Origin of the sequence: Streptosporangium sp. NPDC000239, assembly GCF_040300765.1 — a bacterium.
In the GTDB taxonomy this organism is placed as follows: Bacteria; Actinomycetota; Actinomycetes; order Streptosporangiales; family Streptosporangiaceae; genus Streptosporangium.
Window position 1 is genome coordinate 136086 of sequence record NZ_JBEPEI010000018.1, and the last position, 14938, is coordinate 151023.

At 64.1% G+C, this 14938-nt stretch carries 13 protein-coding genes and 1 tRNA gene; 7 read left to right on the forward strand and 7 right to left on the reverse strand.

The annotated features are described in order from the left end of the window. Positions 1-9: 9 nt before the first annotated feature. Positions 10-843: a neutral zinc metallopeptidase gene (locus tag ABT340_RS33445; RefSeq protein WP_352014881.1), complete on the forward strand. Its 834-nt coding sequence runs from the start codon at positions 10-12 to the stop codon at positions 841-843. Between the two features lie 597 nt (positions 844-1440). On the opposite strand, the gene ABT340_RS33450 is transcribed toward ABT340_RS33445, so the two are convergent. Both ABT340_RS33450 and ABT340_RS33455 read right to left on the reverse strand, forming a co-directional pair. Next, complete coding sequence (locus ABT340_RS33450) at positions 1441-1659, reverse strand: hypothetical protein (RefSeq protein ID WP_352014882.1); 219 nt, start codon at positions 1657-1659, stop codon at positions 1441-1443. A 283-nt stretch (positions 1660-1942) separates the two neighbouring features. Then, entirely contained in the window at positions 1943-2119 is a 177-nt protein-coding gene (locus ABT340_RS33455; protein ID WP_352014883.1) for a hypothetical protein, read from the reverse strand. A 577-nt stretch (positions 2120-2696) separates the two neighbouring features. Between ABT340_RS33455 and ABT340_RS33460 the strand changes: the two genes are divergently transcribed. The 3 genes from ABT340_RS33460 (at position 2697) to ABT340_RS33470 (ending at position 5075) form a co-directional block, all read left to right on the forward strand. Continuing rightward, the gene (locus tag ABT340_RS33460; protein WP_352014884.1) at positions 2697-2996 is read left to right on the forward strand and encodes a hypothetical protein; all 300 of its coding nucleotides are present in this window, start codon (positions 2697-2699) and stop codon (positions 2994-2996) included. A 57-nt stretch (positions 2997-3053) separates the two neighbouring features. After that, positions 3054-3176: a hypothetical protein gene (locus ABT340_RS33465; protein WP_352014885.1), complete on the forward strand. Its 123-nt coding sequence runs from the start codon at positions 3054-3056 to the stop codon at positions 3174-3176. Between the two features lie 1209 nt (positions 3177-4385). Next, complete coding sequence (locus tag ABT340_RS33470; protein WP_352014886.1) at positions 4386-5075, forward strand: hypothetical protein; 690 nt, start codon at positions 4386-4388, stop codon at positions 5073-5075. Between the two features lie 151 nt (positions 5076-5226). Here ABT340_RS33470 and ABT340_RS33475 read toward each other — a convergent pair whose 3' ends face one another. Then, positions 5227-5700: a hypothetical protein gene (locus ABT340_RS33475; protein WP_352014887.1), complete on the reverse strand. Its 474-nt coding sequence runs from the start codon at positions 5698-5700 to the stop codon at positions 5227-5229. 657 nt (positions 5701-6357) lie between these two features. Next, positions 6358-6660 (reverse strand): hypothetical protein, encoded by a 303-nt coding sequence (locus ABT340_RS33480; RefSeq protein WP_352014888.1) that lies wholly within the window; start codon positions 6658-6660, stop codon positions 6358-6360. A 468-nt stretch (positions 6661-7128) separates the two neighbouring features. On the opposite strand from ABT340_RS33480, the gene ABT340_RS33485 reads away from it, so the two are divergent. Further along, entirely contained in the window at positions 7129-7632 is a 504-nt protein-coding gene (locus ABT340_RS33485; RefSeq protein WP_352014889.1) for a GNAT family N-acetyltransferase, read from the forward strand. A gap of 244 nt (positions 7633-7876) precedes the next feature. On the opposite strand, the gene ABT340_RS33490 is transcribed toward ABT340_RS33485, so the two are convergent. Continuing rightward, positions 7877-8515: an Imm21 family immunity protein gene (locus tag ABT340_RS33490; protein ID WP_352014890.1), complete on the reverse strand. Its 639-nt coding sequence runs from the start codon at positions 8513-8515 to the stop codon at positions 7877-7879. A 475-nt stretch (positions 8516-8990) separates the two neighbouring features. Between ABT340_RS33490 and ABT340_RS33495 the strand changes: the two genes are divergently transcribed. Then, positions 8991-9542, forward strand: coding sequence for a hypothetical protein (locus ABT340_RS33495; RefSeq protein WP_352014891.1), 552 nt, complete (start codon positions 8991-8993; stop codon positions 9540-9542). A 1227-nt stretch (positions 9543-10769) separates the two neighbouring features. Continuing rightward, positions 10770-11381, forward strand: coding sequence for an HNH endonuclease (locus ABT340_RS33500; RefSeq protein WP_352014892.1), 612 nt, complete (start codon positions 10770-10772; stop codon positions 11379-11381). 918 nt (positions 11382-12299) lie between these two features. Here ABT340_RS33500 and ABT340_RS33505 read toward each other — a convergent pair. Then, positions 12300-12388: transfer RNA gene (locus tag ABT340_RS33505), tRNA-Ser, on the reverse strand. Between the two features lie 165 nt (positions 12389-12553). Further along, positions 12554-14878, reverse strand: coding sequence for a nucleotide-binding protein (locus ABT340_RS33510; RefSeq protein ID WP_352014893.1), 2325 nt, complete (start codon positions 14876-14878; stop codon positions 12554-12556). Between the last annotated feature and the right edge of the window lie 60 nt (positions 14879-14938).

Consider the following 14938-nt stretch of genomic DNA (forward strand, 5'->3'; position numbering starts at 1 on the left):
TAATGCCTTTTGGAGGGCATCACCACTTCTATACAGTTTGGCACTGTGCATATCCCCCGTATCCTCCTGCTGGCCGGGGCTCTGGCCGGCTTACTGCTTACCGGTACCGCCCATGCTGGTACCGGCGCCGCCAGCGTGCCTGTCCCCACCGGCACCGAAGCGCTGACCCGCAACCCGCTGTACCGCAGCGGCAAGCTGACGGTGCCCTGTGGTACCCAACCGGAGGACTCCGGCAGCTTCACCGCCACCAAAAAGCACCTGACCGCGATGCTGAACTGCCTGAACGCCTCATGGTCCGCGCAGCTGAAGAAGGTCGGCTTACCGTTCAGGAATCCAAAAATCCGGTTCATAGCAAAACCCACTCGCGCGTGCGGGTCAGCTTGGGGCGAGAACGTCACCGGCCGCTACTGCGACGACAAGCGACAGTTGGTGGTCCTGATCGGTGAATACGCCATCGAGGATCCGGCCGACCCGGTGGCGCTGCACCTCATCGCACATGAATATGCCCATCACGTTCAGAACCTCACCGGCATGTCGGCCTCTTATTGGAACATGCCGGCCCGCACCAAAGCTCAAGCGCTGGCGCAGAGCCGTCGTTTCGAACTGCAGGCCGACTGTCTGGGAGCGGCGTTCATGCGCAGTATCTGGGCCTCGCAGGAGTACCAGGACGAGGACTGGCAGGAGGTTGTGGACCTTTACCGGGAAAGCGGCGACGAGGCGTTCGACAAGGAGCGCAGCCACGGCAACGGGAAGAATCGGGTCGCCTGGCTGCGGAAGGGGTTCGCCGCCGCCTCCCCGGCCGCGTGCAACACCTGGACCGCGCCAGCAGCCCGCGTTTCCTGATCGCCGCCGAAGTGGAAGGCCCGGTTCCGGGACACGGAACCGGGCCTCCTGACCACCGGCGGAGAAACCGGAGATCACAGCGAGTCGAGCGTGAGGCCTGTCGCGGCGACGACTCCGTTGGGCGGGGTCGGGACGGTACATCGTGGGCTTGAGCCGACTTCTGATCAGATGGACGAGCCGGCCGATGTCCCCGACGGTGACCGGTATGGTGCGCCCAACTGCCGGCAAGGTCGTCACCAGGGAAAACCCGACTCGGGAGAGCCGACGACGTCACGCCCGTATTTCCTGGTCGGGAGAAGACAGATCGTTGGGCGTACCGCCAACCGTCGGCTCTCTCCCCTGGATAGGGGTGTCGGGATGCACGGACCGGTTTCGGCGCAGGCGAACCGTGGACATGTCGCTGAAGACGACGCCGACCTTCGCTCTCGCGCCCGAGTAGTTCGTCTCTCCGCCAGCAGCCCTGCCGTATGACCTGCGGCACGCGGCCGTGTCGCTCCGGCTCAACGGGCCGAACGGGCGGAGCATGGGATGGACGTGCTGCTCAAGCATGCATGCCCTGGTGCGCCGGCGAAACGGCGAACGCAGCGATCAGGAGCTCTACTTCAGCCACTCGAACACGAAGTTATGCTCCGCGCGTTCATTCCCGGACCGAAACCCTCGTCCGCGTTTGAAAAACCGACGGCACAGGGTGAAAAGAACGAGGATAAGCGCGGCGGTGAAACCAACGCTGAAGACGACGAGGACAACGCCCGCGAGCAGGCCGAATATCGCCTCGTAGGAGATACCGAAGAGGATGACCAGCTCGTTGGAGGACACAGCAGCTCCTCGCCATGTGAGATATGCCGAAGATACAGCATCAGGGAGCAATCCGCCTGAGCCTATTCGGCGACATGGCTCGCATGCGGCGAGTCGAATGGACACGTCAGGACGTACTGCGAGGCGTGGAAGGTGGCCCGACTCCTGGCTCCGCCCCCGAAGCAACAGGTGGCGCCACCGGTACCTGGAGTCCGCGATCCGCACGCTGTTGAACGGGTAGCGCACCCCGCCGCCATATGAGCAGCGGGGCGTTCACCGCCCGGAAGAGCCCCAGACCTCAGGCTCAGAAGTCCCATGACCTGTTCGAGGCCCGAGTGATCTCCTGTTCATGTTCATCGGCGTCGTCGTAGCCGACGTGAGCGTCGTCCCACCACTGATTGAGCAGCTTGTTGTTCGCCTCCACATGGGAGACGGGGAACTCGGCGTGGGCACCGCAAGTACGGCAATCAATCTTGACCATTTCTCCATTGCACAGCAATCAAGACAAAGATTACAAACAATATACCAACTACCTTACCTGTGATTCAGATCACATTTTTGCGTGCGAAATCCGCACCTCACCGAGGGGAAAGGACGGCCGCGCCGCGCATCACCGATTCGCCGCCGAAGCCGAACGAGGCACCCTGACCGAGCTCGCCGCGGACTGCCCGAAATCGTCCATCCCAGCCAGACCGACGACACCAACCACCGGCGTCGGCACCAGCGCCCCCGCCCTGACTTCCGTTCCAACGGTCGTCGCAACACCCCGGATGAAGGGGTGCGATGGACTTCGAGATCCACGAGAACCGGCGTGAGGGGGCGGCCTGCTGTCCGCTCACCGGTCGGGCGGGGGTGGGCGGACAGCACATTCACGCCGGATTTCCCGACACCCAGAACCGCCGTTCCACATTGCCTCTGGTGAGGCGAGTCTTCCCAACGTCCATGGCGCCGGTGAGACACCTCTTGACGCCGATCTCCGGACAAGTATCTTCTGTTTAGGAAACTTTCCTAAACGAGGTTTGTGTGATCGACTTTCGAGAATACCGGAGGAAGTGCACGTGAAATCCAGGAAACGAGCGGCAGCCTTCTCCACCACCGCCCTTCTCTCCCTCGGCCTGCTGCTGACCACCGCCGCACCGGCCCACGCCATTCCCGACAGCTGCACCGTGAACACATGGGGCGGCTACGGTGCCAGCACCTGCACCACCGGTACCGGAGAACAGCGCATCAACATCGCCTACATCGACCGTCAGAACCAGCGACAGGTGGTGGTGGGCAACTGGGTGCCGGTGGGCGGCACATCCTCCGCCTACTTCAATGGGTCCCTCCACCTCTGGTGGTTGGACAAGCGCGGCTAAGCAACGAGTTGAGACGGCGCCAGAAGATCGAGCGCAACCGAGGCCGACGAGTTCCTCGTGGATGTCGTCGCGAACTTCCCAGCGAACAATGCGCCGTCCTGTGTCGTTCGCTGGAAAGTCGGCGGCCGGGAGAATTCCAAGACCCTGCGCACCAAGGCGCTCGCCGAGAGCTTTCTGTGAACCTGCGGAAGGAGACCAAGCGGGGCCAGTCATTCAACATGGAGGCCGGGCCCCCGCTTTCTCTCCTGACTACCAAAACATGGTTTGACTTCGCCCTCGCCTACGTGGACATGAAGTGGCCCCATGCGGCGGCCAAAACGTGAGACAGCCTCACCGGCGCATTGGCCACCCTCACCCCGGCTCTCGCCGATGAGAGCACGTCGGGAAAGTCGGATCTCCTGATTCTCCGGCAGTTCGCGTTCCCTCCGGCCGCTCGTCAACTCGACCGGCCGGAGGAGATCCGTACGGCTCTCGCCTGACTCGGGCGGCATTCGCTTCCCGTCACGGCTCTGTCCAAGGTCCGGAACGTACGGCTCGGCCTCGACGGCGAGGCCGCCACTGCCACGACCATCGCCCGTAAGCGGTCGGTCCTCCACAATGCCCTGCAGTACGCCGTGGACCTGGAAGAGCTGGCTCCAACCCGATCGACAAGGTGAACCGCCGAAGGTCCGGGAGGTCGTGGATCGTCGGGTGGTGGTCAACCCGGCTCAGGCGCGGCAACCACTGACCGCGGCGACCCACGTGGGCCGCCTCGACCGTGGCCGGCACCTACGGGGCTTCTTCGCCTGCCTCTACTTCGGCGGCCTGTGCCTGCCGAGGCCCTCGGGCTCCGCGTCCAGGACTGCCACCTCCCAGAGACCGGATGAGGGCGGCTCGTCCTGGCCAGGTCCAAACCTCAGGCGAACAAGAGGTGGACCGACAGCGGGCAGGCTCACGACGACCGCGGCCTCAAGCACCGGGCCGAGAATGAAGGGCGACCGGTGCCCATCCCACCGGAGCCGGTAGCCATCCTGCGGGAGCACCTCGACGAGTTCGGGGCTCACGAGGACGGGCGACTGTTTCGGACCTCGCACGGCGGGGCGATCCCCATCGGGACGTACTACGAGGCGTGGAAAGCGGCCCGACTTCTGGCGCTGACCCCGAAGCCGCTGGCGGCCAGGCCGTACGACCTGCCGTGCCTTTCTGGCTCAACGCGGGTATGGCCGCTCCCGAGGTGGCCAAGCGGGCGGAGCACGGGGTGGATGTACTGCTCAAGGTTGGGATCGGGGATTTGAAACCTCTCGCGACTCCAAGGTGGAAGGGGCCCGATCCCAGGTCACGGAGCCAGGCCTGTTGTCTGAGGTTCGAGTTTCACGTTGGCGGCTTTGTCCTACCTGCCATAGTGGACATGTGGGGGCAGAGGCGAAGGACTGGCCTGAACCGATATCAACGTGCTGGAACTACTGGATCGCGATCTCGACCGGAGACCAGGCGGGCATCATGAAGGTCCTGGATTTGTCTGCGTCCAGGCCGGTCACGTTCGCCGAGGCCCAAGAGGTGCTCGACGCCGACGGGCACGGCGAACCAGGTGATCGTCATCACCTGTCGCGGGTTTTCGTCACCCCCGAAATCGACGGCTGGACCTTGGTCATCGGGGCCTGGTGCGACCCTTGCGACAGTGAGCGCCGTGAGGACGTCCTCAGGTCGTGTAAGGCACTCAGTGCCCGCTATGGAAGGGCTCAGGCCTACTACTACGGCGCGCAAGGGGACGGTTCGGCATGGCTGGTGGCCGAGCACGGTCACGTCGTGCGCCGCTATGCAGCGACCGGCGAACCCGATGACGAAATGCTCGCTCTCGGTGATCCGCTGCCTCTGGAGCGGTCGCGGCTCCTCGAACTCGGAGTACCGGATCACGGAGATCTGCGAACCGCGAACAGCGAACAGATCGAGGAGTGGACCTGGGCGGCCTTCGAACTGGCTCCTGAAATCGCTGCGACGTACAGTGTCAGCCCGTTCACTCTGACGCGTGAGAGCCGGGTGCGGGGAACGGGAGTGCTCGCCTTGACACCGGACCCGTCGGCGGGGCCATGGCACGAGTGACCCCGCGCCAACGGGACAGCAGCCCACAGCCTTGTGGCCACGGGCTGTGATCATGTCTCCCCTTTGGATGAGACGAAAAGTCAGGACCTTTGACCACAAGGGCAGAGCCATACCGCCGACCGGCTTTGGTTCTGCCATTGCTTCCCCCGGATCAGCCGACTGCCTCGCTCCAGCCCTTGTCGAGTCGGGCCAGCAGTTCCGCGGCGGGACGATGTCCACCGTCTCCTGACCGATCGTCGGCGACACGACGGAGTATGTCCGTGGCGTCACGGACGTGGCTCATGATCCCTTCAACCAGGCCGACCGATCCGGACAGCGGATTCTCATAGGTCTCGAACCCCGGCTCGGGGAGGCATCCCCACCAGTCCAGTAACGCGTTCAGCGCTTCCTGCCGGGGTGCCCCCGGCCGTTCGTCGATCGCCCGCAGAAGCACGCCCGTCGCGGGAACGGCGGCCGGATAGAGGGTTCCGGCGTGGTCGTTCGTGACCGCGTACCGAAGATCGGCCAACGCACGGGCGGCCTGTTGAGCGGACGAGGACCGGCCCAGCGCCTCCACGGCGGCTCGCGCGCTCTCGGGGTGGTACCAGCGCGGCCCTGGTATCCGGCTCCAGTCCACCTGCTCCACCGCTGTCCTCCTACTGCTCCCGGCACGGAATTCTCGCGCGTGACCTGGAGAAACGTGACCGACATCATTCCATGTGTATTCGACGGCCACCGGCCGAGGACCGCTCTCGATGTCGTACGGCTGCGCAGCCCGGAAACGACCAACGGCGCCCCACCAAGCCAAAAGACCTGGCCAGGCGTCGTTCTCCAGCGCAGAAAAGAGCGTGGGATTCGAACCCGCTCTGATCTCGCCGCCCCGATCGGTTCACCTGGATCAACGATTGAAACTGTCCGTGTGCGGGCGGAGCGAGGTGGTGTACGGCCTCCCGAAAGGGCTCCCGTTTTACTTCTCGGTCACCCCGGCGGCCGTTCGTTCGATCATGTCAGGAGAAGGCCACGAATTCCTGCCGCCGGACTCCTCAGCCTCGACGGTTTCACAGACCCCGCGCCTGCAACGCTCTGCCCGGCCCGAATAAGCCTGAAGCCATAGGAATAGGCATCAGATGGGCACCTCACGCAGGAAAGTCCTCCGAATTTTCTGCCCCACGAACTTGGCGCACCGGTGCCAGATCTGGCCCTTCTTCTCCTCTCCGTGCTGGACGCGCCGCTTTTCGATGAGTGGTACGCCCGCTCCTCCTGAAGGGGAAAAGCGGGCGTCGTCATGTCGCCCGGTGTCGCGTCAGTCGTACAAGGTGACGCCTCGGTACTGCACGGTGCCCGGGAAGTTGACCGACGATATCTCACCCACCCCCACCCGAGGGCCGTCCATAGAGTATGGGCCCCATACCGGGTTCACGTGCAGGCCGCTCGCGTGAACCGCCTGCGTGCCTGTGCCGCCCGTGCACTTGCTGTAGACCATGTACCCCACCTGCCAGGTGGTGCAGCCCGTCGGGGCGGCATGGGCGGGAGACGCGGAGCCCACCAGCAGTGACGCGGTGAGCAGGGCGGTGGCGGACACAGCCGTGGCTCGGCTTTTTCTCATGTGCGCTTCCTCCGATTCCGAAGGTAAATGGCGCTTCCATTAAGAAACTTTCCTAAAAGGAAGATACGCCCTGGGTGACGCGAGTCAAGAACATCCCGCTCCCCATCTGCGTCCGATCACCATCCCACTGCCGCCGCGCCAAGGGTCAACGAAGGTGATCGAAGACGACTCGGTCGGTGATGTTGAGCGGGACCGTCATTCGCCAATAGCACCGACCACACGACCTTGCCGTTAACCACGTGTTGATGCCGCCTCTTCGGCCTTCCAGCCGGGACATACGAGAAGAGCGCCTCTTCCCTCATATCGTGGAGGCCTGCCCAAGGGGCATGGGGGAGACCAGAGGCGGCTTCGATCCAGAGTTTCGTGCCGGTGTGGTAGGCACCCCGAGAAATCGATTGTCAAGGATCTGGGGATGAACTCAGGCACACCGGCCAACTGGATGCGACAGCCGTGGGACACCATGGTCCTGTGGAATCGATCATCTTGCGGCGCTTCACCGACGGTGATTCCGTGGAAGAACTGACCAGGCTTCTGCATCGCGCGTACGCCGACCACGCGGCGGCCGGACTCGTCTTCTTCGCCTCCTACCAGACCCCCGAGGACACGCGGCGCCGTCTGGGCAAGGGCGAGTGCTGGATCGCCCTGGAGCAAGGAGCGATCGTCGGCAGTGTCACGGTGACGGGGACGTACGACACCCCGCCGGGATACCCGGCTCCCACCGCCGCGGGCTCGTTCTGGCAACTCGCGGTGGCCCCGTCCAGGCGAGGCACAGGTCTGGGGAGTCGTCTCCTGACCCTGGCCGAAACCCGCATCGCCGATCTGGGCTCGTCGAGGGTGGTGATCGACACCTCCTCCCAGGCCGCCGATCTCCTCGCCTGGTACGGGCGGCACGGCTACTCCTCGATCGGGACATGGAAGTGGGACGTCACCAACTACGACAGCGTCGTCCTGGCCAAGAGCCTCCTTCCCTGAGCTCGGCCCGCGGCCGCCCTCCAGCGGGAAACGAGCCTTCCGGCGGCAATGACATGGGAAAACGCGACCAACATCATTCCGCGACCACCGGCCGAGGGCCGCTCACGACGGCGTACGGCTGCGCGCCCCGAAACGACCAACGGCGCCCCACCAAGCCACAAGACCTGGTCAGGCGCCGTTTCTCAAGCAAAGCGGAGAGCGTGGGATTCGAACCCACGAGGACTGTCACCAGCCCTAGCGGTTTTCAAGAGCACTGCGTTCCTGGTGTCGACAACAGCTCTGAGCTGCCGCGATACATGTATTCCAGTGTGGAGACTTGAAGATCATCCCGCACATATCCCGCAGGGTCAGATCCGCCGTACAGCTGAACGATCACCATGTCGGCGGCCTCGGTCTGGGCATAGGCGGCACGGACGGTGTAGCGCCCGGGTGGCAGGTCCACCCTGAGATGTTCCTCGCTGCGGATGTAGTCGTACCCGTGGACGGAGTCGAAGAGGATCACGGGCTCCCTGATGTCCCACACCAGTTCCTCTTCCCACTGTGCGGAGCCGACCATGTTGGTGGCGGCCTGAAGGATGTCCGCGTCCGAGTCCGCGGCGATCCAGCGGACGAAGATGTTGTGTCCGGGCAGGAACGTGGTGCCGGCGGGATAATCGCCAAGAACGAGGGCCTTGTCCGGCCCGACATCGATCAGACCGATGTAGCCGTCGACCTCGCCGGCTCGGCCGTAGTCTCCCTCGTCGTCATCATCGTTGGGGTAGTCCTCCGGCACCCCGTTCCAGTACCGGCAGACCGACTCCGGAATGACGATGTGCGGTCCGCCCAGCGTGGTGACCCAGAGCAGGTCTCCATCGCCCGACTGCTCCATGTACGGCTGGGACATGACGATCAGAGTACGGCGAGAAGCCGACAAAAGATCGCGGCTTAGCTTCTGATACGTAAGCCCTCACACGACCTCCACAGACGTTCGGACGAGTTCGCCGCACAGGTCACCAGTGATCCGACTGTACGCACCAGTCCAGCCCATGCCAGGACCGTACGGCCCACCGACTCCCCGAACCGAAGCGCCAACGGTTTTACAGCTCGTGACCACTTCGACTGGGAGATGGCCTCTCACCTGCGGCGTCACCATGTTTCATTACCACGAGTTTCATGATCATTGCACGCATATTGCACGACCTCTGAACGACTCGGAGAGGCCCGTTCCAAGGTCCACAGCTGAGCTATACGTCCCACCCGCCCACTTGATCCCATTATCAGCCAATATGCGAACTTAGTTCCCACAATTTTCTCCTCCATGATGGGCAATGTGGCTCTATAATATGCCAGGCCAATGCCCCCTGGAGGGAAACAGTAGATTGAACGAGGAAGAACTGCTGCGCACAGAACAGGTGTTGCGAGATGTATTAACGGAGAGCCAATTGGAATGGGTTCTCGATGAGGTGGATTCAACAATCGCCGCCGGAGTTCCTGAGGAAAAAGTTCTGCAAAGACGTTCCGTTCGCGGCAATAATACAGATGATTATGGTCTTGCGGCCGAGGCTTTGGTGACGGAAGTTCGGCAGAATGCCGGCAGTGCTGAATATGAGGCATTACGAAAAAGAGGCTCACTCGTGATTACGACGCGTTCAATGACCGTTCGAGAGCGAGTTCAACTCCTCCATGATGCTCTGCGGCGTGTTCTGATCGAACTTCCCGAGATTGAAGAAGAGGCTATGAAGGTGCTCCATTCGGCTCCGGTTGAGGATCTCGGAGAGCGTAGTGGAGTCACGAGTGTTCGTTTCGTTCCTAGCGAAACTACCGGTCGCCGCACTGAGCGAGAGATCGAATTGTCCGGCTCAAGACTGCACAATGAGCGTGAGAGGCTAAGTGCTTTGTTCGCTGCTATGGCCGCCGAGGTGGGCGAATGAGTGCGGTTGATGATCTCCGTAATGAGATAGCGAACCTACTGGCTACGAACCGCATATCATACGACTCGGTGTCCAAGCCGTGGGATGTGTACGAGGGATTCATCTTTTCCTTGGTCGTATCAACCGCTAGCCGTCATGGCGCTAGTGTTAAATATGAAAATGTGAAGGGGTTGAGTGTTAGCGACCTGATTTTTCGCACAAGTCCGGGGCAACTCTATGGCGACAGCAAGCTCTATACACATGCAGTTATCGAATTCGGAGGAGCGCCAGCACTTGAGGCGCATGTGGGAGTGAAGGTACAGGGTACGTCCGGAGTTCTTCATGAGTGTGACGTTCTAGTATTGCCCAGAAACGAAGCTATTCTGAGTCGCAGAGAACGAATCGCACCGCGCGGCAGCCAATGCTTGCTGATTATCGAGTGCAAGTACTACACGACTGGACTTGACATAGGGCATGCTCGGAACTTTGAGGGATTGCGCGCTGATGTACGCACACAAGATGAGCTATTCGTCTCCAATATTGGCGCCTCTAGCGTAGTGCGTTATCTCGACTCCCGTAGGCGTGAATTCGAGCGCGATGTGGTACCTAATACTCCGCAAGCGGTCTATGTTCAAGCTGGTATCCGCAAGGCCTTCAAAAGCTACTTGAGTAAGCACGCGCCTTCGATTTCAATCTAATCGGGGAGAGGTCCCGTCCCGGAATCCGAAAGCGGAGTTTCCGGGTGAGTGCGCCGACCGATTCACGTTCCCGGAAGGCGAACGTGGGGGCAAACTCTCTGTTCCTTGAGAAGGACCAACTGCGCATATCCGGCGAGAGTCGCGGACAGTCAGATGCAAGAAACTTCACGCGACTCATCAGTGCAGGTCGGACGGAGCTTTCGCTGATTCTGCTTGCGCTCCTTGTAGGATTCGAAACTTGCAACCTTCGGATTAGAAGTGGAGCACCGTTCTTTTATAGGATGGCGCGCTGACTTGCAGCTGCGACAGTAGCTCTGCATCGGACGCGGGAGGGCAATCCATGCATGTTCTGGATCTTTCTCATGGCCGGCGCGGTGACAGAGGCTTAGCCCGAGACATTCCAATCTCGCCCAGACGTCAAAGTCGCCTGACACAGCGAAGGCCCGGTCCCTCTGTAGGGAAAGCCGGACCTTCGTGCACCGCCGTGACTTTCGTCGGCCGCGATACAGTTGATGTTGACTAGACGATCAACTGAATTGAGTGTACCCCCATGGCCAAGCCGACCATTCTGTCACGCCCGCCCAAGCCCTGGCCCACTTGGTGCAACCGATGCGGCACCTCCCTGAGCGAACCTCTTGGACTCTGTGGCGGCTGCGCTAAAGTCCTCCATGTCGACCTCGCCAAGCGCAAGCGCGAGCTGAAGACCGCTAGGGAACGCCACCGGCGGCGGATGCGCGAGCACGCCGAGGCTGAGCGGCGCGAACGCGAAGCCGCCGATAAGGCCCGCCAAGAGCGGTTGATCCAGCAGAAGAAGGAGCGGACGGCCAAGCGCAACCGTGCGGTCTTCCCCCGGGCCAGCGAAGTGACCATCACCCGCGCGGACGGCACCATCGAGGTGCGCCCGGCCTACACGAGCCCGGCCGCCCTGCGGCGCGTCGCTCCCGAGCGTCTCGACATCCCGTCGGAGATGCGCGCCAAGATCCTTGCCCGTGATGGGCACGCCTGCCGGTACTGCGGTAACGACGTCGGGCCGTTCCAAATCGATCACGTCATCCCTGTCGCCAAGGGCGGCGCTACTGGGATGTCGAACCTCGTCACCGCCTGCGTACCCTGCAACCAGAAGAAGGGGGCGCAGGTCTGGAAGCCTGCCCCACGCCCCTGACCCAGCCGTCTCACTCCCGCCCCGCCAGGCCTTCTCCTGTGGAGCGCCGCTTTGCGTACCAGCGCCGCGTGCGCGGCTTGGGCTCTCCGGGGGCCATCAACTCGAGGAACCAATCCTCGGCGATCGGGGCCGCGGTGGGCTGTCCTCATTGCTCCTGCGAGGGATCACAAGAAGATGAGACCCGGCCGTCACCGGAGTTCGATGGGCCGGGGCTGAGGAACGAAGCCCCGGACCGGCGATCGCCCCCAACCATCGATGGTGACCGGCCATGATGAGGCGATCGTGAGGGTAAGAGCTGTACGGCGGAGTGGCCTCGGTGCGGCGGGTTTGGGTTGGTGCGGCGTGATCGTGATGCGCTGGTGCGGCCCCGTGTGCGGGACCTGCCGGGACCGGCCCCCAGGCCGCATGCCCGGACGGTCCCCGCGAAGCGGGGCCGTGCGGCGGCGCGCCGCGCCGCCGCCTTGACCGTTCGGGCCGCCCTGATCCTTGGCCTGCCCCTAGTCGTCGGCGCGGTCGCTGGAACTCTCACCTACTGGGCCACTCGCTCGGCCCCTGGAGCGATCCTGGGCGCCGGTGCCGCTACCGCTGGCACGATCGGGCTGCTAAACCAGATCATCGGCGGCGTTCCCGACGACAACGGCAGCTAGGTTTTGTGGATCTACGGAACAGAACCTGACCGGTCAGACACGCTGCTCCCACGCACACAGGGATGAGGTAAGTAGCGTCTCCCCGTCTGGAATGTCTCACTAGGGCTTTGCAGGTCTGACCTGGGGAAACGTGACCAACATCATTCCGCATATATTCCGCGAGCACCGGCCGAGGGCCGCTCACCACGGCGTACGGCTGCGCACCCCCGAAACGACCAACGGCGCCCCACCAAGCCACAAGACCTGGTCAGGCGCCGTTTCTCAAGCAAAGCGGAGAGCGTGGGATTCGAACCCACGAGGACTGTCACCAGCCCTAGCGGTTTTCAAGACCGCCGCCATCGTCCACTAGGCGAGCTCTCCTGGGTGACGCGCGTCAGAACGCGTCAGATTGCACTTTAGTCTCTCACTGGTCCGGGCGTGCCCACGACCGGCGCCCCGACTGGAACCGCCCGCCGAAAGACCACGGTGAAACCACAGCGAGAAGTCCAGGCCCGGCTGAGGAAGCCGGGTCTGGGCAAAACCGCGTCAGGCCTGTTGAGGAATGGCGAAGCCGTCTCCCACCGAGGCCGCCAGGCGGAGGTAGGCGTCGCGGGTTGCGGGTTGGAGCCTGTCCAGTTCGATCTCGGCCCCCTCCTCCAGGTGGGGGTCGTAGGGGACACGGATCACCGCCCGGCAACGGGCCGCGAAGTGAGCCTCAAGGCGGTCGAGGTCCACGGTCGACTTCGACCTGGGGCGGACGCTGCACAGCACGACCGTGGCCGACCGGACCAGTTCCTCGTAGTGGTGGGCCTCAAGCCAGTCGAGGGTCGCCGAGGCGGCGCGGGCGCCGTCCACCGACGGGGAGCTCACCAGGACGAGCTGGTCGGCCAGGCCGAGGACACCGGACATGGCCGAGTGGAGCAGGCCCGTACCGCAGTCGGTGATGCAGATCGAGTAGAAGTTCTCCAGGACCTGCGCCACCGCCTGGTAGTCGGAGGCGCTGAACGCCTCGGACACCGACGGGTCACGGTCGGAGGCGAGGATCTCCAGCCGGGACGGCGCCTGCGAGGTGAAGGCCCTGACGTCCACGTAGCGCTTGATCTGCTTCCGTTCGTTGAGCAGGTCACGGACGGTGGCGGCGGTCTCAAGCTTCACCTTGTCCGACAGGGTCCCACGGTCGGGGTTGGCGTCGACCGCGATGACCCTGTCGCCGCGTGACTGGGCGAGGGTGGCGCCGAGGCCGACCGTGGTCGTGGTCTTGCCGACACCGCCCTTCAGGCTCAGTACGGCGACGCGGTGATGGCCGGTGGCCACGGGGGTACGGGCACGGGTGGCGAGTTCGCGACGACGACGGACCTCGGGCGACTCCCCGGGTTTGATCAGCCCGGCCGACGCCGTGTAGATCAGCCTGCGCCAGCCCCCGGAGGGCGCGTTACGGCGTCCTCTGAGCAGCGAGTCAGGGTCGAGGCTGTCGGCCGACGGCCTCGATCCGGACGTCTGCCTGGACGGCACGCTGAAAGCCGGCGGCGGCGCCGAGTGACGGCGTTTCGCCTGGTACGGCTCCCGCACCGGTTCGGCAGCGTCCTTTCCAGGCGCGCCGAGATCACGTTCGGGGACGGCCGAAACCCCCCGAGGCGTCACCGTTTCCCTGGCCGACGTCTCCCGGGACGGGACCTCCTGCACGACCGGAGGCTCCGGAGCCGCGGGCTGAGGAGCCGCAGGTTGAGAGGAAGCCGCGGATTGGGGGAAGGGCAGGTCCTTGAGGGTGGGCTCCCCCTGGGCGAACAGCGCCTCCCGGGAGAACGACACGTCCCGGAACGGCGCCCCCTCCCGAGCCGGTGGCTCCTCAAGGAAGGAGGAGGACCCCTGGGGAGGCGTCTCGGCGGAGGCGGCGTCAGAGCTGAACGCCCTGCCCCAGTCACGGGCGAAGGCACTGCTCTGGTGGGACTGCCCCAGCGCGCCTCCCCCGGCCGCCTGCCGCAGCGCGTCGCTCACCGTGGCCTGAGGTGACCTGTCGTCCTCGGGCGCCTCGTCGGCGGAGTCGGGTACGGCCCGCTCCTCGCTCGCGTGTGGCGGCTCCGCGACAGGGAGCGGCTCGCGGTTGACGCCCTCCGAGGAGGAGAGGTCCCCTGAGAGGGGGACTGAGAGGGAAAAGGCGTCCTGCCTGCCGGCCGAGGGCGTGAAGGGCTGGAGTCCCCCGGGTTCCGAGTCGTCCAGCGGACCGGGACCGACCGGCGGGAAGCCCTGCTCGAACGCGTCCTCCGACGGCTCGGTGGACCCGAAGGAGGCCTGGTCGGGTGAAGAACCTTCGAGTTCTTCTGGGCCGGCCTGCGGGTCATCGGCTTCCGCCGGCGGCAGGTGATCACCCTGATCGGCGGAGAGGTCGACGGAGAGGTCGGCGGCGACCGGCTCGTGATCCGCGGGGGCCGCGAGGAAACCCGGGCCGTCGGAGGGCGCCTCCTGGACGGCCTCTGGGCCGTCGGACGCGTCCTGGCGGGGCAGCGGTTTCAGGGGCGCGAGGAAGGCCTCGTCGTCGCGGTTCGGGGACGGCGAGGGCGGGGGCACGCTGAAGGCGCCCGCCTCCATCCACTCGGCCGCGTCCGCGTCCTCGACGGGGGCGGGCGCGGCGGTCGCGGAGAGGCTGTTCACCAGGTGGTTCGAGGGGTCGGCGACCATACGGAACAGCGACGAGGACGCCGTGTCCGGCTCGGCGAGAACCGCGCTCCAGGGGTCTTTGGGGTAGGGCGAGATGACGGTGTCGTCCACCACGCCGCTCTTCACCGTGACGGGGGGCGCCTCCTCCTGTTCCTTGATAGCGTCGAGCCAGGCAAGCTGTTCCTCGAGAGATTCCTCACGATCGTGCCTTGCCACCGTGTTCCCCCTCGGGATGGGTGTAAAGAGGGCAGCAAACACATAGCAGGTTAACGCCCT